Origin of the sequence: Serratia sp. PAMC26656 (assembly GCF_016469055.2) — a bacterium.
Taxonomy (GTDB): Bacteria; Pseudomonadota; Gammaproteobacteria; order Enterobacterales; family Enterobacteriaceae; genus Serratia; species Serratia plymuthica.
Genome location: NZ_CP150486.1, coordinates 3,200,552 through 3,218,539 on the forward strand (window position 1 = coordinate 3,200,552; position 17,988 = coordinate 3,218,539).

Genomic DNA, 17,988 nt, shown 5'->3' on the forward strand with positions numbered 1-17,988 from the left:
ATGATGCGCCGCGCCGGCGGCACTGCAGCGAAAGCAAGCGCAGATATCCGGCGGGAATTTTGCTGTGTGTAGAAGCCTTATGCGGCTGTTCGCTGGTTGGTGTCAGCCGCACTTTTTTCACACATCAGGTGGCGTACTGTTCTGGGTTCCCCTTATCCCTTTACACAGTATAAAGCCCCGGCTCGGTGCGCCATCTGATGTGTGAGTAATTAACCGGGAGCCAGCGCTATGCGGGCGTCTGGCCTCCCTTCTTCAAACCCGATTTTCAATTTGCGGAAAATTGCCAATTTTTGGCAGGGATTCGCTTTGCCGAAAATCAGCGTGTGGGAATTAACGTATGAGCTGGATTACCACTTTTACAGGCCGTCACTTTGACTTTGCGGCGCCTGCAGCCGAAAGCATCTGCATTGAGGATATCGCCCAGGCGCTGTCCCATGAGTGCCGATTTGCCGGCCACCTGCCGAACTTCTACAGCGTTGCGCAACACTCAGTGCTGTGCAGCCAAATTGTGGAGCCAGAGTTCGCCCTTGAGGCGCTGATGCACGATGCCACCGAAGCCTATTGCAAAGATATCCCTGCCCCGCTGAAACGACTGTTGCCGGATTACCAGCGTATCGAAGAACAGCTCGACGCAGTGATCCGCCAGCGCTTCGGCCTGCCACTGCAGATGGATATCGCAGTGAAGTATGCCGACCTGGTCATGCTGGCCACCGAACGCCGGGATCTTGATATCGATGATGGCCAAGTGTGGCCAATGCTGGAAGGTATTTTCCCCGCTGACATCGTGATCACCCCGGTAATGCCGGAGCAAGCGCGGGCAATGTTCATTGCTCGATTCAATGAGCTGACAGAGTGGGGTGTGCTGTGATGATCAACACTATCACGATCGATACCGAAACCCTCGACGTTACGCCGTCGGCAGTACTCCTTTCTATCGGTGGGTTTGCTTTTGACATTGGTGATGTTCACCAGACACAGCAAAACATCCTCCAAGTGGCGCGTGATGGCGAGCTAGCAGACTTTTCAGCCAATGCTTTTTACTGCCTGGCCGATACCTTCGACCAGTTAATGAAGGGGCGTACCGTCAGCGCAGAAACCCAGGTCTTCTGGCGTAAGCAAGGCGAAGACGCGCAGGACGCGTTAACTGGCGACCGTGAACCGCTGCGACAATGCCTCGGGCTGCTGTCCAACTGGATTAAGCAGAATCCTGACGCTCGGATCTTCTTCCGTGGAACCGACTTTGACGGCTCGATCCTTGAGCATGCCTACCGCATGTATGAGATGGAATGCCCGTGGCACTGGGGCGGCAAGCGCGACGTGCGGACATATATCGACGCTATGACCAAGGGCACCAAAGGTTACCTGCCTAAAACCCACCAGCCGTGCTTCGCGATGGTTAAACATCATTCACTGCATGACGCTATGAACGACGCAGAGCAGATGGCCATTGCTTACCAGCTGAATAGCCAACAGGTAGGTGCAGCATGAGCGAAGTGTTGAGCTATGCAGCACTGAAGGAGTCGCACGACCGGCTGCTCGACGAGAACGTAGCGATGAAGGGTGCACTTACCTCCGGTAAGTATCTCGATTTCATCAAGCAGAACAACTGGAATCCAGCCGTGAAAACGGTCAACGGTAATTTTTCATGCTTTATGGATCCAGAAGTCGATTTCGGTTCGATGGTTTATTCGTTCGCAAAAGGGCTGATCGATACGGCTGCAACCCCAGCCACCTCCACTGCCCTTGCCGCTATCCGATCTCAAGCCGTAGATGAATTCGCAGATAGCCAAATTCAAAAAAGCTTAGAGCATAGAGCTATAGGCAATTCTGGTCTGGCCGATGTTTATAACGACAATGCTATGGATGCCAAAGTTTTCGCAATGCGTCTTCGTGAAGCCATCGAGCTGCGGGAGGCCAAATAATGGAAATCTACGACCTCGAAAACGTCTACGACGAGCAGATTAGCCCGCTGATGCAGCAAATCATTGCCATCTGCAAAGAAAATAACATGCCAATGATCGCCTCCTTTGCATTCGAAAACTGTGAAGAGAGAAAGCTTGGTTGCTGTACCACCATCCTGAACAGCTTCGATGACCGCGGGGTTGATAAGTTCGATCAGGCGCTGCGCATCATTCGGAACGAACCGAAGGTGTCCGGGTTCGCTATCACAATCACTTCCGGGGAGGCCAAATGAAACAGGTAATCGCGCAGAAACAGGCAATCGCGCACCTAACTCCTGAAGTGCTAAAGCAAGCTTTTGAAGGCACCAATTTCGGGCGCACTGACTTTGAAGTGATCCTTGCCGATACCATTTTAAAACGCGCAGCCGGGTACCACTCCGGTGGAACCGCGACAGCAATTGCTATGCGCCTTGGTTTACTCAGCATAAAAACCGAGAAGCCGACTCGGGCAGGTCATGAGTGGGCTCTGGAAGTGTTCTATTCCCGCCGCAAGCGCGTAGTGGAGGCCAAATGAAAGAGCGCCCTATCATTTTTAACGCTGAAATGGTTCGCGCCATTCTCGACGGACGCAAGACGCAGACGCGCCGGATAATTCAAGAGCGACATTTGTACAGTGGTGGGCGTGAAGCTGGTAACTGGCCGGTTCACATGCCTGAAGGTGATGAAGGAGAAAAAGCACGCCTGTGGGCTGCAAATAACTCCCCATTCGGACAAGTAGGCGATCGGTTGTGGGTGCGCGAAACATTCGCCATTCTCGGCAACGAAGACGGCTGTCCTATCGATTGGGACGGAAACCTGATTAAGGGCGACGAGAAGCATGCGGCGCGGATTTATAAGGCGTCGTGCTGGCAAGAGCCGGGGAACTACGGCCTGTGGTCGATACCTGATCGAGACATTCAATACGAAGGCACATGGCGCCCATCAATCCACATGCCGCGCTGGGCCAGCAGAATCACGCTGGAAATCACCGCCGTGCGCGTAGAGCGACTAAACAGCATCAGTGAAGAGGATGCCAAGGCAGAAGGCGTAAAACCGGCTGGCGAAATGCTGCCGGATTATCCAGACACATTCCTGACGCCAAAGGGCGACTTTGCTACAGCCAAAGTTGCATTCCAGCGCCTATGGCAATCCATTTACGGGGAAGAAAGCTGGGGCGCTAATCCCTGGGTGTGGGTTATCGAGTTTCGTCGTGTGGAGGTGCGTGATGCCAGCAAATGAACTGAGCCTCGAAGGCAAAAGCATTCTCGACATGTGCTGCGGCTCCCGCATGTTCTGGTTCGACAAGCAGGATGAGCGGGCCGTATTCAACGATAAGCGCAGCGAGAGCCACACCCTGTGCGACGGCAGAAAGCTGGTTATCTCTCCTGACCTGATCGCCGACTTCACCGCGTTGCCGTTTGCTGATTGCACCTTCCCGGTTGTCGTGTTCGATCCGCCCCACCTGGAGCGCGTCGGGCCAAATGGCTGGCAAGGCAAGAAGTACGGGAAGCTCGACCGTGAAACATGGCGCGACGAACTGCGCACCGGATTCGCAGAAGCTTTCCGCGTGCTGCGGCCACACGGCGTGCTGATCTTTAAATGGAACGAAACACAGATACCGGTTAGCCAGATCATCGCCCTAACTGACGAGAAACCAGCTATCTGGCAGCGCACCGGCAAGAGCGATAAAACGCACTGGATCATCTTCGTGAAGGAGGCCCAGCATGGCTAAGCGCAAACCGCGTCTGGTGCGCGGCATCGAATTAACGACAGAACAGGACATGTGGCAGCCGAGCAAGCACTACCGCTGGCGCACTGGCATGTACTACGGGCGAGTCAGATATGCGGAGGTGAGCTGTGGCTAAGCGTAAGAGCAACCCGGTAGAGAAAAATGACCAAGGATGGGGATTCCCGGCGCTAGCGAAGAAAGCGCACTACTTCGCTGACGGAAGCCCGACCAGTCTGTGTGGGAAATGGTTGTTCACAGGTATTCGGATAGACGAATTTCACTACCACCCTGAAAACTGCGTTAAGTGTATGCGTAGACGGGCTGAAGCCCAGGAGAAAGCATTATGACCGACAAAAAATATTGCTATCGCTATGTAGACGGTAATGACAGCCAGGGTCGCCCGATCGTCATGCTGTGGGAGCGCGTCATTCTTCGCGAGACTGAAAAGACCTTCTGGCACGTTCACGACATGCCATATACGTCACTTGAGGGAATGCGCTCATTTCTCTTAAAGCCTGGCAGCAAGCAGGTTAAACGTTGCCTGAAAAATGCGGCTCGCTCCGGATATCACCTGACCAAAGAACAGGCTATGCAGGCGTTCATCTACCGCAAGGCGTTCCAGCTCAACAGGCTTTGGCTGACCGCAGAAACTGTTGAACTTTGCCTTAAGGGGCTGCAAGACGCCGGGCATGTCAGCAATGTAAGCCTTGATGATGGGCTACAGATCAATCGGCGTGGAGAGGTTATCAGCGTTCCTAACGGTGAATTCCTTGCCGCTACGCAGCCTGGGCCGATCGCTTCAACTTATAGCTGGGGTGAGCACTGATGAACAATAAGCTGAGCGAACTGAGCAAGCCAAGGGCATTCGTTGTAACCGGCGGGACGCTGTATCAAGACCGAGCATTCACGGATAAATCAACAGCTGAACGTTCCAAAGCCGATCGGCATGATCGAGCAGTTGTTGAGCCCCTCTACTCGCAAGAGTACGTATCCGCCCTGCTTGTAGACCGTGATGCATGGCAGGCGGCAGCGCAGGCTCTACGTGATGAATTGCGGGTATCTCAAGCCATCGCAAACGAGTACCTGCAACTGGTGTACCACATGGACGCTGGCGGCGACTTCTTCGAATTTCAGCGGGATAAGAACAATGGATAAATTCAGCGAACTGAAAGAGCATCTTCCGGCGGCTATGGCGACTTGGCAGCAAACGAACGGAGGGAAAACAACTGTGGGCTGGCTGCATGTGGCAAACCCCGATGTTATCTCCGCCCTGCTGGCAGAGCTGGAAGAGGCAAAGGCCGAAAACACACTGTTACGCGAAACTGGTGAGTATCTCATTAAGACAGCCTCGGACGCGCAGCAGTGCGCTGATGTAGCCGAAAAGCGCATCGCCGAGTTAGACGCCAGCGAGACACAGCTGATTCAGGAACGGGATGAGGCGGAGATAGCGCTAGCGGACATGTACGAAGCCGCAACTGGCCGCCGTCCTGAGTGGAGTAACTGTTTCGGATTCGCCGATGCTGTAGAAGAGGTTGAACGAGTCTGTGCTTCTGACCTCACCTTCAACTTCACCGTAGAGGGGGATGAGTAGATGGCAAAGCTAACCAAAAAAGAGCAGGCGTGGCTGGACGAGTTGCAGGAGGTGCTGAACCGATGCCCGTCGAAACGGCTGGGGTTCTACACAATGGGTGATAACGACGTATTCGTTTATGACGTTAAAAAGGAAACCGAGATAAGCCGGATTATGGACCGCGATAATGATGATTTTGGTCCTGCGGTGGACAAAGCTAACGCGAACCTTGGTGGGTTATTCTTCCCGGCACAAGTTCACTCAACAGCAGGTTAAGGGGGATGCATGACACGCCTATTTAACTTCATTGGGAAATGGTTGCTCATCGCCGCGGTAATTCTTGGCATAAAGCAGGCGCTAATTTTTGCTGGACTGGCACCTGCTGGGCCCAGCTTGTCAGAGCTGATGAAGCCAGAACCCGCGCCAATTGTGTTTACGATTCAGGATTACAGAAGGAGCCAGCAATGACACAGAAACTAACGACCGAGGTGTTGGCACAAATTAAGGCCGACATTGCAGCACGTAAGGCAATGCCTGAATTCGGTGAAAGTATCGAGGGGAATATTAAGCGGCTGCACGTTATTGGGGCAACGCGTGACCATTTCTCAACCGAGGCAGTGGAGATGCTGGTAAATGCTCTTGATGCTCTCCTGGCTAACCGGGAGGCGCAGCCGGTGGCGTTGGTTGACCGCCGTTCAGCTGCAAGAGGTAGCATCTGTTGGCAAGGCGGTGGCAAAGACCTGCCGCATGGAACCGAACTGTTCACCGCCCCGCCAGCGCCAGCAGTGCCGGAGGAAATTTCCGTCAGCCTGGAAACAATCGCCAATGGATATCAGCTGTCGATTCCGCAAGCAGAGGCTTATCGCTTTGGCTGGAATGAGTGCCGCGCCGCAATGCTGAACCATGTTGGTGACGCCAACGAAAAGGCTCAACCTGTAAGCCAGGGTTACAAGTTGAACTCTCCGGAAACTCCGGATGGTTGCCAGTGGACTTTCGACGAGCACGATTCAAAGTGGGATAGCGGTTGCGGCGAAGCATGGATGTTCTGTGATGGCAGCCCGACTGAAAACGGCGTGAAGTTCTGCCAAAGTTGCGGCAAGCCTGTTTTGCTGGCAGCAGCACCGGAGGGCGGCAATGGCTAAGACAGATGCTGAACGTAAAGCTGCCCAGCGGGCGCGGCAGCGCAAAAGTGGGATCGTCATTCGTGAGTTGCAGTTGGAAGCAGAAGAAGAACAGATGATGCAGGTGCTTTTGTCAGGCCTGCGCCCTGGCCGGGAGCCGTACGAATTCAACGAGGTTGTCGGTCTGCTAATCCGCCGGTGCCATGCCGATTACCAGAAAACTTTAGCCCACCAGCAGAAACGATCATGTAAGAAATGTGGCGATCAATTGCCGGTTACCGAGTGCCCTTGTGTGGGTGAAAAAGCCTGCTGGCTTACCCTCGGATGGCACGAAACGAAATTAACAGTGTGACATGTCACGACTGGATTAATGCCCGTATGCGGCGGGCTTAACGTGTGGAGAAGATCATGAATACAATGTTTTTGTTAATGGCTGAGTTCAACACCGCTTCAATACCTCTTGCCGACGTGTGCGAAAAGTATTTTGGCATGAAGTCTGCCACCGCTGATAAGAAGGCCACTATGGGACAGCTTCCGGTTCCAACGTTCAGGGCTGGAGAAAGCCAGAAGGCACCGCGGATGATTCATATTCAGGACTTGGCAGAGTACATAGACAAACAGCGAGAGCAGGGAAAAGAGTACTTTAAATTGATGCAACACAACTAATCATGCCGGGCAATGTCCCGGCTTTTTATATCTTATTTTTGTTATTTTCTTACCTTTGCATCATCACTCAGCATCCCAATAGCACCCCACAAATAAATAACCGATTGATTAATAAAAAATAAACCCCGACAAAACATCGGGGCCTGGTACTCACGTAATCGCCGAAGATTCGGCGAAACGTTAAAGGGGCTTTTAGCCCGGAAACCGGTAATCAGAACACGGTTAGCTGCGTGTTTATGCGCTTTGCGCCAAAGGGTCAACCAAGGCCAGCGCGTTTTTCATCGCCTCTACCATTTCGCCATCCACGCAATAATGGCTAAATTCATCGAACTCATTGTCTGAACACATGGTCACGCCGGCTTTGCGATAGCGCATGGTCGAAGGCACCGCGTGTCCGGAGGAGCTGTGCACCTCCTGAACGCCAATGTCCACAAACTTGTGCAGATTACTGAGCCTTACGCCGGCACCGGCCATAATCACCGGCCCTTGATTGGCCTGCACCAGATCGCGCAGCAGCGGTAGCCCAAGCTCGGCATTTTGTTGTTGACCGGAGGTCAATATCCGCGCAACCCCCAGTTGCGTCAGTTGATCAAGTGCTACCATCGGGTTCTGACACATGTCGAAAGCGCGATGGAAGGTAACCGCCATATTGCCGCTCAACCGCATCACTTCACGCATGCGCGGCAGGTCGATATGCCCTTCTTCATCCAGCATACCCACCACTACGCCGGCAAAACCCATGTCGCGGATTTGCACGATATCCTGCTTGATCACGTCGAAATCCACCGCGCTGTAGCAAAAGTCCCCGCCGCGCGGGCGGACGATCGGATGCACCGGGATGGATACCCTGTCGCGCGCCAGGCGCAGCGTACCGTAGCTGGGCGTCAAACCGCCCTCGCTCTGGCTGGCACATAATTCTATGCGATCAGCGCCTGCCTGCTCAGCCGTCAGCGCGCAATCGACGCTAAAGCAGCAAACTTCCAGTTTAATCATTGTCACCCCCAGATGACGGCCAAAATGTGACGGCAGCTTGTTAACTTCAGAATTTCTCGCGTAGGCTCATTGATAGACATGAACCGGTTCAGGGTAATAACTATGGCATTCAATTTTGATCAATGGGTAGACCGTAGTCACAGTGGCAGCGTTAAGTGGGATAAATATCGCGACCGCGACATTATTCCTCTTTGGGTCGCCGACACCGACTTCCGCTCACCGCCCGCGATCATCGAAGCATTGCAGCGGCGCGTAGCGCATGGCGTGTTCGGCTACGGCCATCCATCCCCTGAACTTATTGAGGTTTTTACCCGCCGCATGGTAGAGCGCTATGGCTGGCACATCAAGCCCGAATGGCTGATTTTCCTGCCCGGTCTGGTTTGTGGGCTCAATCTGTGCGTCCGCGCCTTTACCGCTGAGGGTGAAGGCACTCTGGCGCCGTCCCCCATCTACCCGCCGTTTCGCAAAGCGGCGAAATTCGCCGGACGCCCACATCTGCCGGTACCGCTCAAGCTGCACGACCGGCGCTGGCTGCTGGATTTCGACGCGATAGCAGGCCAACTCAGCGGCAGCGAAAAATTGCTGTTGCTGTGCAACCCGCAAAATCCGGGCGGTACCGTCTACCGACGGGAGGAGTTGTTGCAACAGCATGAATTTGCCCGTAGCCATGATTTGATCGTCTGCTCGGATGAAATTCATTGTGATCTGTTGCTTGAACCGGGTTGCAAGCACCTCCCCTTTGCCATGTTGAATGAAGACGCCGCCCAGCACAGCATCACACTGATGTCGCCATCGAAAACCTTCAATATTGCCGGATTAGGGGCCTCAATGGCGGTGATTCCCAACGCCGGCCTGCGCCAAAAGCTGGCCCGGGCGCGCAGCGGCATAGTCCCGGAAGTTGACGTGCTGGCTCTGGTCGCTGCACAGGCCGCCTACCAGGACGGGCAAGACTGGCTGGACGCCCAGTTGGCGTATCTGCGCACAAACCGCGATTTGGTGACCGAGCGCATTAACGTCATGCCCGGCCTGTTGCTGCATCCGATCGAAGCCACCTATCTGGCCTGGATCGATTGCAGCCAACTGGCGACCGACAATCCGCACGCTTTCTTTGAGCAGGCCGGGGTAGGCTTAAGCGCAGGCCTGGATTTCGGTGACCGCCGGTTTGTACGTCTGAATTTCGGCTGCCGGCGCGAACTGCTTGATCAGGCGCTGGATCGCATGATGCTGGCCACCCGAGCGCTGATGGCAGGTTAACCTTGCTCGCTGGCAACGATTTCCCGGATGGAATACGGGTGAAACTTAATCGTTACGCTGCCGTCGGTGATCGCCAACGTCGGGTTCGGCAATCGTTCGCCCTCACCCTTCGGCGAGCTCTGTTTCAACTTGATCCCAGGGACCAACAGCGCCTCGTCGGGCAAATGGCTCAGCGCGCGCGCATACAGCGAGGCCGGTTCGCCGCTAAGCACCAATTCCACATGTTCCCATCCCTCGTGCGGATAGCGCTTATCCCCCGGGTAAGGCAGTTCCACGCAGTCAATTAGCCACGGCCCCACCTGCAGTGGCTGATGCAGATCGAACAGGTAAATCGGGCGGCCATTGATCGTCGCTTCAGACAACAACGAGCCGCACTGCTGCAACCCCTGCCGCCAGCGTTCAGCGGTGGTGTTTTGGTGGCAACGAACCGAAATGTGATCCGCGCTGAACTGCGACAAATCCAGATGCAGTTTTTCCGCAAACTGGCTCAGCGCCTGTTCAAAGCGCGGCAGGTCCAACGCCAAGTCATTAAGCTCGGCAATGGCCGGGAAGATCGTCATAGGGGCCTCGATACGAAGGAAAGCGAATTCAAGGGGGCTAATTTACACGGCTGAGACGCGGCTATCCACGTTTTGCCCAGGAAAATGAAACATATGTATCCGTCACATGACCGTCGCGTAAAATATTTTGACTAACGTTGATAAAGAGCACAAAAGAACAAGCGTTAATTACCCTTATTAAGAGCACCGTTAAAATCCGCACCTGATTAATTAAAGATCAGAATCTTCGCATGTCACAGATAGCTTTTTCTTATGACGGAAACATTTCGGAAATTATTAGCTTAACAAGCCGTACTGAATCCAAAAAATCACTCAACCCACTCGAGAACTCGCCATGAAAACAACAAAACTAACAACGCGATACGATGAAAACCAGTAAAAAAATGGCATCAGATTATTGTTTTTACTGGTTTTCACCCCACAAAAAAGTGAGACTTATCTTAAATGGAGTTTTAATAATTGCTTATAAAAACCAATTAAGCTACTTTGGGTAAAATCAAAATTTGAGATAACACCCATGTTTCTTTTAATCATATCTTTACTGTTGGTCGTTATTGCCGCATACGCAATTTACCGTCATTTCAAATCACGCAGCATTAACACCCTGGACTCCCGACGTCATAACAAAAAACGGTAGGCCTGCTTATTTCATTTCCTTATCATCTATTCCTTTTCACTCATCTTGGCCTTCTTGTACCGTACACTCCCCCCTTTGAAACACACCCTCTTTGTTGGCCCGGTATTTTCAAAGCTGCCCTTTCGCCTTCTCCCCCGCGCCAACTGCTGACGTAACACATCAGATCGGTTACAATTACAGGCTGTTTTGTGGTAGGCCGCCGTCTTGACGCGCAGCCAGAAAACCACCTTTGAATCCCGCAGGGGCATGGCATACGGCCCCTCGTTCGTCATTAAGGTAACCCGGTGAATATTCAGGTTCTTCTTTCAGATAAGGTCAGCCAGGCGCTGATTGCCGCAGGCGCGCCAGCCGATTGCGAAGCACAGGTCCGTCAGTCAGCAAAAGCACAATTTGGCGACTACCAGGCCAATGGCGTGATGTCCGTAGCCAAGAAACTTGGCATGCCACCACGCCAGTTGGCGGAAAAAGTGGTACAGCTGCTTGATCTCGGCGACATCGCCAGCAAAGTAGAAATCGCCGGCCCCGGCTTTATTAATATCTTCCTGAACGGCGAATGGGTTGCGCAACAGGTTGATCAGGTGCTGAATGCGCCGAAGCTTGGCATTGCACCGGTTAAACAACAAACTATCGTGATCGACTACTCCGCGCCCAACGTGGCGAAAGAGATGCACGTCGGCCACCTGCGTTCGACCATTATCGGCGACGCCGCTGCACGTACTCAGGAGTTCCTGGGCCATAAAGTGATCCGCGCCAACCACGTCGGCGATTGGGGCACCCAGTTCGGCATGTTGATTGCCTACCTGGAAAAAATGCAGAACGAAAACGCCAGCGACATGGGCCTGGCCGATCTGGAACAGTTCTATCGTGAAGCGAAGAAACACTACGACGAAGATGCGGAGTTCGCCGAACGCGCCCGCGCCTACGTGGTGAAATTACAGGGTGGCGATCAATACTGTCTGAAGATGTGGCGTAAGCTGGTCGACATTACCATGGCGCAAAACCAGCTCACCTATAACCGCCTGAATGTCACCCTGACCGAAGACGACGTAATGGGCGAGAGCCTGTATAACGCGATGCTACCGGGCATCGTCGCCGATCTGAAAGCCAAGGGGCTGGCGGTAGAAAGTGAAGGCGCCACCGTGGTGTTTCTCGACGAATACCAGAATAAAGACGGCGAACCTATGGGCGTCATCATCCAGAAGAAAGATGGCGGCTACTTGTACACCACCACCGATATCGCCTGCGCCAAATACCGCTACGAAACGCTGGGTGCTGACCGCGTACTCTATTACATCGACTCCCGCCAGCATCAGCATCTGATGCAGGCATGGACCATCGTGCGTAAAGCCGGTTACATCCCGGACTCCCTCTCGCTGGAACACCATATGTTCGGCATGATGCTGGGCAAAGACGGCAAGCCGTTCAAAACCCGTGCGGGCGGTACGGTGAGGCTGTCCGATCTGCTGGATGAAGCTATCGATCGCGCCGGCAAACTGATTGCCGAGAAAAACCCGGATATGCCGGCAGAAGAAATGCAGCACCTGGCAAATGTCGTCGGTATCGGTGCAGTTAAATACGCCGATCTGTCAAAAAGCCGTACTACCGACTATATCTTCGACTGGGACAACATGCTGGCGTTTGAGGGCAACACTGCCCCTTATATGCAGTATGCCTATACCCGTGTGGCCTCGGTATTCAAGCGGGCCGGTCTCGATGAGAGCAGCCTGACCCTGCCGCTGGTGATGACCGAAGAGCGTGAGATTGCGCTGGCGACTCGCCTGCTGCAATTTGAGGAAGTTATCACCACGGTAGCACGCGAAGGTACCCCGCACGTGATGTGTACTTACCTGTACGACCTGGCAGGCCTGTTCTCCGGCTTCTACGAACATTGCCAAATCCTGAATGCAGACAGTGAAGAAGCGCGTCAAAGCCGCCTGAAACTGGCATTGCTGACCGCCAGAACGCTGAAAACCGGTCTGGATACGCTGGGTATCGATACCGTCGAACGCATGTAAGCCAACGTCTGAAGACGAAAAAGGGTCGCCGAGGCGACCCTTTTTTTGTGCAGTGGCAGCAGGGAGTTCCCGTTTATGCCACCCGGCGCGCAAAGTCCCGCGGGCGGAAACCCAAACCGGCCAACACGCCAAAATAGGCGACCACGCCGGCCACCACGACCACCGCCAGTCGCAGCAGGCGCTCCAGCATATTGCCCTGATCCCACGCCGGCATCAGCCACATTACGCCAACCAATACCACTGACATCACGATTACCGCAATCACCAGTTTGGTGAGGAACTTTGCCCAGCCAGGCTGCGGGTGGAAAATCTTCTGTTTACGCAACTGCCAGTACAGCAGCGAAGCGTTAAGGCAAGCTCCCAGCCCAATCGACAGCGAAAGGCCGGCATGTTTTAGCGGGCCAATAAACATCAGATTCATCACCTGCGTCATGATCAACGTGATAATGGCAATTTTCACCGGCGTTTTGATGTCCTGTCGCGAATAGAAGCCCGGCGCCAATACCTTCACCACGATCAATCCCATCAAGCCTATCGAGTACGCCACCAGCGCACGTTGGGTCATGGCCGCGTCGAAAGCGCTGAACTTGCCGTACTGGAACAGCGATACGGTCAGGGGTTTGGCCAATATCCCCAAGGCAATAGCGCTAGGCAGCGCCAGCAGGAAGCACAGACGCAGCCCCCAATCCATCAGGTGCGAATACTCATCGTGATTACCGCTGGAAAAACTCCTGGCCAGCGACGGCAGCAGGATGGTCCCCAAGGCTACGCCCAGCACACCGGAAGGAAACTCCATCAGACGATCGGCATAGTACATCCAGGATACCGAGCCCGAGACCAGAAACGAGGCGAAAATGGTATTGATAATCAGCGATATTTGGCTTACCGAAACGCCAAAGATCGCCGGCCCCATCTGGCGCATCACACGCCATACGCCGGCATCGCCCAGCTTGAGGCGCGGCAATACCAGCATGCCGATTTTTTTCAGGTGTGGAAGCTGGTAGCCCAGTTGCAGCACGCCGCCCACTACCACCGCCCAGGCCAACGCCAGCACCGGCGGGTTGAAATAAGGTGCGGCAAACAGCGCAAAGCCAATCATGCTGACGTTCAACAGCGTCGGCGCAAAGGCCGGGATCGAAAAACGGTTCCAGGTATTGAGGATCGAGCCCACCAGCGAAGCCAGTGAAATCAGCAGAATATAAGGGAAAGTGATGCGCAGCAGCGACGACGTCAGCGCGAACTTGTCCGGCGAATCAACGAAGCCTGGCGCAGTAATGTAGATCACCCAAGGGGCAGCCAGCATCCCCAATACGGTGACCACCGCCAGCACCAGCGTGAGTAAACCGGAAACGTAGGCGATGAAGGTCCGAGTCGCCTCCTCACCCTGCTGAGTTTTATATTCGGCCAGGATCGGCACAAAGGCCTGAGAAAATGCGCCTTCGGCAAAAATACGGCGCAACAGGTTGGGCAGTTTGAACGCCACGAAGAAGGCATCCGTCGCCATACCGGCACCAAACACGCGCGCCACTATGGCGTCACGGGCAAAGCCCAGCACCCGTGAAAACATCGTCATAGAGCTCACGGCGGCCAGTGATTTTAGTAGGTTCATGTGGTTGTCTGATGTGTCCCGTAAATGTCGACGCCTGCATCAGCAGGCGTCCGTAAAACTAGCGGATAAGTTTACGCATCCACAGCAGAATAGCTACCGCCATATGTTACATAGAGTTATAGGCGCATTCCGCAATAGCGCGTGCGCCTCACGCGGGGGCGTCGCCTTACAAACCGGCATCCTGCAGCAACCGTTCGATCACCCGCTGAGCGGCGATGGCCTGTTCCCCGGCCGTTTCCGGCACGGTCTGGTTGCTGACAGACGCGATAAAGTGCCGAATAGCGCCATCGAAACCGCGCTGCGCCAGCGTGGTCTGCCAACCCGGGGCCGGTTGTTCTAGCACGCCCTGCGGATCTTCCCGCAACCATTGCCGCATATCGTTCACCTGATACACCGCCCCCTCGGCCACCGCCTGCACGCTTTCACGCTGGCTGCCGGCCCGACGATGCATGCTGGTAGTCACCAGCGTTTCGCCACAGGTAAAATGGTGTTCGGCGAACAGCAGTTCACCGGCGTCTGTGGCGCGCAGGTGGCCGCTGAGTAGCTGCCCCGCGCTTCCTCCCAGCCACAGCGCGGTATCGACCACATGCAAATAATCATCCAACAGGGTAAAGCGCAGGCCGTTTGGCCCTACGCTGTCCGCCCGGTGCTTATCCATGCGAATCGACGCCGGCTGCTGCATTTCCTGTTTCAACTGAAGATACAAGGGCGAGAAACGGCGGTTAAAGCCCACCATCAGCGTTTTGCCCTGCTTCTCCGCCAGTGCGATCAACAGTTCGCCCTGCTCCACGGTCTCCGCCAGCGGTTTATCGACATAAACATGCACACCATGACGCAGCAGCTCGCTTATCACCTGAAAGTGGCTGGCTGTGCTGCTGTGAACAAATACCGCGTCACACTGCTGCGCAAGTCTATCCAGACTGGAAAAACAGGCCATGCGATAACTGTCGCATATCGGCTGCGCTTTTTGCTGATTAGGGGAAAAGCCGCCGACCAGCGTCCAATCCGCTGCCTGAGAGAGGATTGGCAAGTAGGCTTTTTGCGCGATGCCGCCCAGCCCCACGACACCAACGCGTAACTTAGTCATGCTGCCCCCGGGCCAGTAATGCCTGCAACTGCCGTTTCAATTCTGCGACTTCGCTTTCCAGCACGCTGACGCGTTCACTCAAATCCGCATCATCAATCTGCGCAACCTCCGCTGTCGTCTCATCAATCTCGCCGCTGAACAGATGCATAAAACGGCTTTCTCGCTTGCCCGGCTCCCGCGCCAAACGCACGACGAACGGGCCATCCTCACGAGTGCTTAACTGCTGCAGCACCTGCTCCACTTCAGAAACATCGCTGAATTCATGCATGCGATTGGTACGGGTACGCAGTTCACCGGGGGTTTGCGCCCCGCGCAGCAATAACGTGGCTATCACCGCCAGTTCGGCGGCAGACAGTTTCAATTGGCCGAACTCAGAATTGCAAAAACGGTGTTCATACTTGACCACCCGGTTACCGAAACCGCTCAACGTACGCAGAAAATGTTTTTTTAACAGCAGGTCGAGAACTTGCTGCACTTCGCTTTCCGTCAGATCCATCACCGGGTCGCGGTTGGTTTTCTGGTTGCACGCCAGGGCGATGCCGTTCAGGGAAAGAGGATACTGATCGGGAGTGGTGACCTGTTTTTCCAGCAGGCAGCCAATCACTCTGGCTTCTTTAGCGCTTAATTCGTATTTCATTATTTGATTTGGCCTCAGCGTGGCGGTAGCCATTCTTTATTGGTGAATGCCGTCAGGACGTGATCCTGCCACTGCCCATCGATCAGCAGATAATCCTTGGCATAACCTTCACGTTCAAATCCCAGACGAGTGAGCAACGCGCCGCTGCGTTGATTGTGCGGCATATAGTTGGCCATAATGCGGTGCATGCGCTGCTGACGCAGCATGTAGCGGATCGCCGACTGCAGCGCTTCATACATCAGGCCCTGCCCCTGCCATTTTTCAGCCAACGAATAGCCAAGGAAACAGGCATAAAACGAACCGCGCAGCACGTTGCTGAAGTTGGCCACGCCCCGCACTTCATTTTCTTCCGGATCGAGCAGGATAAAATAGTACGCGCTGCCCTGCTTTTGCATTTCAGTGATCATCCCCAGCCGCGCCTGCCAGCCGGAAGGATAACAATGGCTTTCATCCCGCACCGGCTCCCAGGGTTTCAGGAAAGCCCGGTTCTCGGCATAGTATTCCGCCAGACGATAGGCATCGCGTTCATGAACTAAACGCACGACCTGTCGGTCGGTGATGAGACGTACTTTTGGTGATGCAGAGCGGTAGCCAAACATCATTTCCCCCGCAGTCAGAACGGTTCGATAAGAAGTATTTATTGGGGCGCGTCCGGATAATAATCCCGTAACGATCATATCCTGAGCCATTATTTTTCAACGACCGGCGCAGAACGCACTTACCCTCATTTAATATAACCGTAGCCTGCCCCGGAGGTAAAATCCCGACAGCTCAGTAAATAAGCGATTAGTCATTTTACGGCTATTTTCGTGCGGTTTTGCCGCGCAGGTAACGTATTGACGATAAAAAAATATTATCTACCCGGCCCCTATCGGTAGCCGGAGATTGGGTACAAACTAGACGGGTTGCACTCCTCTCCCTCTTAATTGCTCGTGGTGAAGCATGTCTCTGGTATCGCAAGCTCGGAGCTTGGGTAAATATTTCTTGTTACTCGATAATCTGTTAGTGGTTTTGGGTTTTTTTGTGGTCTTCCCGCTTATTTCGATCCGCTTTGTCGATCAACTCGGTTGGGCTGCGGTAGTGGTTGGCGTCGCCCTGGGTTTACGGCAGTTGATTCAGCAAGGATTGGGGATCTTCGGCGGCGCAATCGCCGACCGGTTCGGTGCCAAACCGATGATCGTGACCGGCATGCTGATGCGCGCGGCAGGCTTCGCCACCATGGCGATGGCCGATGAACCTTGGCTGCTGTGGTTCTCTTGCGCCCTTTCCGCACTCGGCGGCACCCTGTTTGATCCACCGCGCACCGCACTGGTGATTAAGCTCACCCGCCCGCATGAGCGCGGCCGTTTTTATTCTCTGCTGATGATGCAAGACAGCGCCGGTGCGGTGATTGGCGCCCTGATCGGCAGTTGGCTGCTGCAATATGACTTCCACTTTGTCTGCTGGGTTGGCGCGGCCATTTTCGTGCTGGCGGCAGGTTGGAACGCCTGGTTGCTGCCGGCTTACCGTATTTCCACCGTTCGCGCCCCGATGAAAGAAGGCATGATGCGCGTTCTGCGCGACCGCCGTTTCCTGACTTATGTGCTGACGCTGACCGGCTACTACATGCTGTCGGTTCAGGTCATGCTGATGCTGCCTATCGTGGTCAATGAAATCGCCGGCTCGCCGGCAGCGGTAAAATGGATGTACGCTATTGAGGCCGCGCTGTCGCTGTCATTGCTCTACCCGCTGGCGCGCTGGAGCGAAAAACGTTTTCGCCTGGAACAACGGCTGATGGCGGGCCTGCTGCTGATGACCCTCAGCCTGTTACCCGTCGGTCTGGCGACCAGTCTGCAGGGTGTCTTCACTCTGATCTGCTGTTTCTACCTGGGTTCCATCATCGCCGAACCTGCGCGGGAAACCCTCAGCGCCTCGCTGGCGGATCCGCGCGCGCGCGGCAGCTACATGGGATTCAGCCGCCTCGGGCTGGCTCTGGGCGGTGCGCTCGGTTACACCGGCGGCGGTTGGATGTACGACACCGGCAAGACAATGAACATGCCCGAACTGCCGTGGATATTGCTCGGGGTCGTCGGCGTTATTACGCTGTTCGCTCTGTACTGGCAGTTCAATCCGCGCAGTGCCGCGCCGGCGATCGTGCGCGGCGGCTGAGTTTTTTCTCTAAGTTGCCAGA

The 17,988-nt window shown here is 54.6% G+C and carries 25 protein-coding genes; 19 read left to right on the plus strand and 6 right to left on the minus strand.

The annotated features are described in order from the left end of the window. Window positions 1-337 precede the first annotated feature (337 nt). The 16 genes from JEM67_RS16155 to JEM67_RS16230 all read left to right on the plus strand — a co-directional run bounded on the left by JEM67_RS16155 (window position 338) and on the right by JEM67_RS16230 (window position 7,026). Window positions 338-868, plus strand: coding sequence for an HD family hydrolase (locus JEM67_RS16155; RefSeq protein WP_199634939.1), 531 nt, complete (start codon window positions 338-340; stop codon window positions 866-868). Continuing rightward, window positions 868-1,488 (plus strand): 3'-5' exonuclease, encoded by a 621-nt coding sequence (locus tag JEM67_RS16160; RefSeq protein ID WP_199634938.1) that lies wholly within the window; start codon window positions 868-870, stop codon window positions 1,486-1,488. Before JEM67_RS16155 ends, JEM67_RS16160 begins: the two co-directional genes overlap by 1 nt. After that, on the plus strand, window positions 1,485-1,922 hold the full coding sequence (locus JEM67_RS16165; RefSeq protein WP_199634937.1) for a hypothetical protein: 438 nt from the start codon (window positions 1,485-1,487) through the stop codon (window positions 1,920-1,922). The genes JEM67_RS16160 and JEM67_RS16165 overlap by 4 nt, the downstream gene beginning before the upstream one ends. Next, the gene (locus JEM67_RS16170) at window positions 1,922-2,194 is read left to right on the plus strand and encodes a hypothetical protein (RefSeq protein ID WP_199634936.1); all 273 of its coding nucleotides are present in this window, start codon (window positions 1,922-1,924) and stop codon (window positions 2,192-2,194) included. The genes JEM67_RS16165 and JEM67_RS16170 overlap by 1 nt, the downstream gene beginning before the upstream one ends. Further along, window positions 2,191-2,475 carry a hypothetical protein gene (locus JEM67_RS16175; protein ID WP_199634935.1) on the plus strand — a complete coding sequence of 95 codons (285 nt, stop codon included), beginning with the start codon at window positions 2,191-2,193 and terminating at the stop codon, window positions 2,473-2,475. Before JEM67_RS16170 ends, JEM67_RS16175 begins: the two co-directional genes overlap by 4 nt. Next, window positions 2,472-3,179, plus strand: a complete 708-nt coding sequence (locus JEM67_RS16180; protein WP_199634934.1) for a hypothetical protein — start codon at window positions 2,472-2,474, stop codon at window positions 3,177-3,179. Before JEM67_RS16175 ends, JEM67_RS16180 begins: the two co-directional genes overlap by 4 nt. Beyond that, window positions 3,166-3,672, plus strand: a complete 507-nt coding sequence (locus JEM67_RS16185) for a class I SAM-dependent methyltransferase (protein WP_199634933.1) — start codon at window positions 3,166-3,168, stop codon at window positions 3,670-3,672. Before JEM67_RS16180 ends, JEM67_RS16185 begins: the two co-directional genes overlap by 14 nt. Continuing rightward, window positions 3,665-3,805 carry a hypothetical protein gene (locus JEM67_RS16190; protein WP_199634932.1) on the plus strand — a complete coding sequence of 47 codons (141 nt, stop codon included), beginning with the start codon at window positions 3,665-3,667 and terminating at the stop codon, window positions 3,803-3,805. Before JEM67_RS16185 ends, JEM67_RS16190 begins: the two co-directional genes overlap by 8 nt. 207 nt (window positions 3,806-4,012) lie before the next feature. Further along, complete coding sequence (locus tag JEM67_RS16195) at window positions 4,013-4,495, plus strand: hypothetical protein (protein ID WP_199634931.1); 483 nt, start codon at window positions 4,013-4,015, stop codon at window positions 4,493-4,495. Beyond that, on the plus strand, window positions 4,495-4,824 hold the full coding sequence (locus tag JEM67_RS16200; protein ID WP_199634930.1) for a hypothetical protein: 330 nt from the start codon (window positions 4,495-4,497) through the stop codon (window positions 4,822-4,824). Before JEM67_RS16195 ends, JEM67_RS16200 begins: the two co-directional genes overlap by 1 nt. Further along, window positions 4,817-5,260, plus strand: coding sequence for a hypothetical protein (locus tag JEM67_RS16205; protein WP_370576126.1), 444 nt, complete (start codon window positions 4,817-4,819; stop codon window positions 5,258-5,260). Before JEM67_RS16200 ends, JEM67_RS16205 begins: the two co-directional genes overlap by 8 nt. Then, complete coding sequence (locus JEM67_RS16210; protein ID WP_199634929.1) at window positions 5,261-5,515, plus strand: hypothetical protein; 255 nt, start codon at window positions 5,261-5,263, stop codon at window positions 5,513-5,515. Window positions 5,516-5,524: 9 nt separating this feature from the next. Further along, on the plus strand, window positions 5,525-5,707 hold the full coding sequence (locus JEM67_RS16215; RefSeq protein ID WP_199634928.1) for a hypothetical protein: 183 nt from the start codon (window positions 5,525-5,527) through the stop codon (window positions 5,705-5,707). Then, window positions 5,704-6,381 (plus strand): hypothetical protein, encoded by a 678-nt coding sequence (locus tag JEM67_RS16220; RefSeq protein WP_199634966.1) that lies wholly within the window; start codon window positions 5,704-5,706, stop codon window positions 6,379-6,381. Before JEM67_RS16215 ends, JEM67_RS16220 begins: the two co-directional genes overlap by 4 nt. Next, window positions 6,374-6,712 carry a hypothetical protein gene (locus JEM67_RS16225; RefSeq protein WP_199634927.1) on the plus strand — a complete coding sequence of 113 codons (339 nt, stop codon included), beginning with the start codon at window positions 6,374-6,376 and terminating at the stop codon, window positions 6,710-6,712. The genes JEM67_RS16220 and JEM67_RS16225 overlap by 8 nt, the downstream gene beginning before the upstream one ends. A 56-nt stretch (window positions 6,713-6,768) precedes the next feature. Next, on the plus strand, window positions 6,769-7,026 hold the full coding sequence (locus JEM67_RS16230) for a pyocin activator PrtN family protein (protein WP_064798931.1): 258 nt from the start codon (window positions 6,769-6,771) through the stop codon (window positions 7,024-7,026). 234 nt (window positions 7,027-7,260) lie between these two features. Here the strand turns inward: JEM67_RS16230 and cutC are convergent, their stop codons facing one another. Further along, complete coding sequence (gene cutC / locus JEM67_RS16235) at window positions 7,261-8,019, minus strand: copper homeostasis protein CutC (RefSeq protein WP_199634926.1); 759 nt, start codon at window positions 8,017-8,019, stop codon at window positions 7,261-7,263. A 102-nt stretch (window positions 8,020-8,121) separates the two neighbouring features. Here cutC and JEM67_RS16240 point away from each other — a divergent pair, with 102 nt between their 5' ends. Continuing rightward, window positions 8,122-9,273 carry a MalY/PatB family protein gene (locus JEM67_RS16240; protein ID WP_199634925.1) on the plus strand — a complete coding sequence of 384 codons (1,152 nt, stop codon included), beginning with the start codon at window positions 8,122-8,124 and terminating at the stop codon, window positions 9,271-9,273. Here JEM67_RS16240 and JEM67_RS16245 read toward each other — a convergent pair. After that, a complete protein-coding gene (locus JEM67_RS16245; protein ID WP_199634924.1) occupies window positions 9,270-9,833 on the minus strand; it encodes a VOC family protein in 564 nt (187 codons plus the stop codon). The genes JEM67_RS16240 and JEM67_RS16245 overlap by 4 nt on opposite strands. 921 nt (window positions 9,834-10,754) lie before the next feature. Here JEM67_RS16245 and argS point away from each other — a divergent pair. Continuing rightward, the gene (gene argS / locus JEM67_RS16250) at window positions 10,755-12,485 is read left to right on the plus strand and encodes an arginine--tRNA ligase (protein ID WP_013813342.1); all 1,731 of its coding nucleotides are present in this window, start codon (window positions 10,755-10,757) and stop codon (window positions 12,483-12,485) included. A 73-nt stretch (window positions 12,486-12,558) separates the two neighbouring features. On the opposite strand, the gene murJ is transcribed toward argS, so the two are convergent. From murJ to rimJ, 4 genes are all read right to left on the minus strand, one after another. Continuing rightward, window positions 12,559-14,094 (minus strand): murein biosynthesis integral membrane protein MurJ, encoded by a 1,536-nt coding sequence (gene murJ, locus JEM67_RS16255; RefSeq protein WP_199634923.1) that lies wholly within the window; start codon window positions 14,092-14,094, stop codon window positions 12,559-12,561. A 166-nt stretch (window positions 14,095-14,260) separates the two neighbouring features. Continuing rightward, window positions 14,261-15,181 carry a Gfo/Idh/MocA family protein gene (locus JEM67_RS16260; protein ID WP_199634922.1) on the minus strand — a complete coding sequence of 307 codons (921 nt, stop codon included), beginning with the start codon at window positions 15,179-15,181 and terminating at the stop codon, window positions 14,261-14,263. Then, a complete protein-coding gene (locus JEM67_RS16265) occupies window positions 15,174-15,818 on the minus strand; it encodes a YceH family protein (protein WP_013813345.1) in 645 nt (214 codons plus the stop codon). The genes JEM67_RS16260 and JEM67_RS16265 overlap by 8 nt, the downstream gene beginning before the upstream one ends. A 14-nt stretch (window positions 15,819-15,832) precedes the next feature. Then, window positions 15,833-16,417, minus strand: coding sequence for a ribosomal protein S5-alanine N-acetyltransferase (gene rimJ, locus JEM67_RS16270; protein ID WP_013813346.1), 585 nt, complete (start codon window positions 16,415-16,417; stop codon window positions 15,833-15,835). 343 nt (window positions 16,418-16,760) lie between these two features. Here rimJ and mdtH point away from each other — a divergent pair, with 343 nt between their 5' ends. Continuing rightward, the gene (mdtH, locus tag JEM67_RS16275; RefSeq protein ID WP_199634921.1) at window positions 16,761-17,966 is read left to right on the plus strand and encodes a multidrug efflux MFS transporter MdtH; all 1,206 of its coding nucleotides are present in this window, start codon (window positions 16,761-16,763) and stop codon (window positions 17,964-17,966) included. Window positions 17,967-17,988 lie beyond the last annotated feature (22 nt).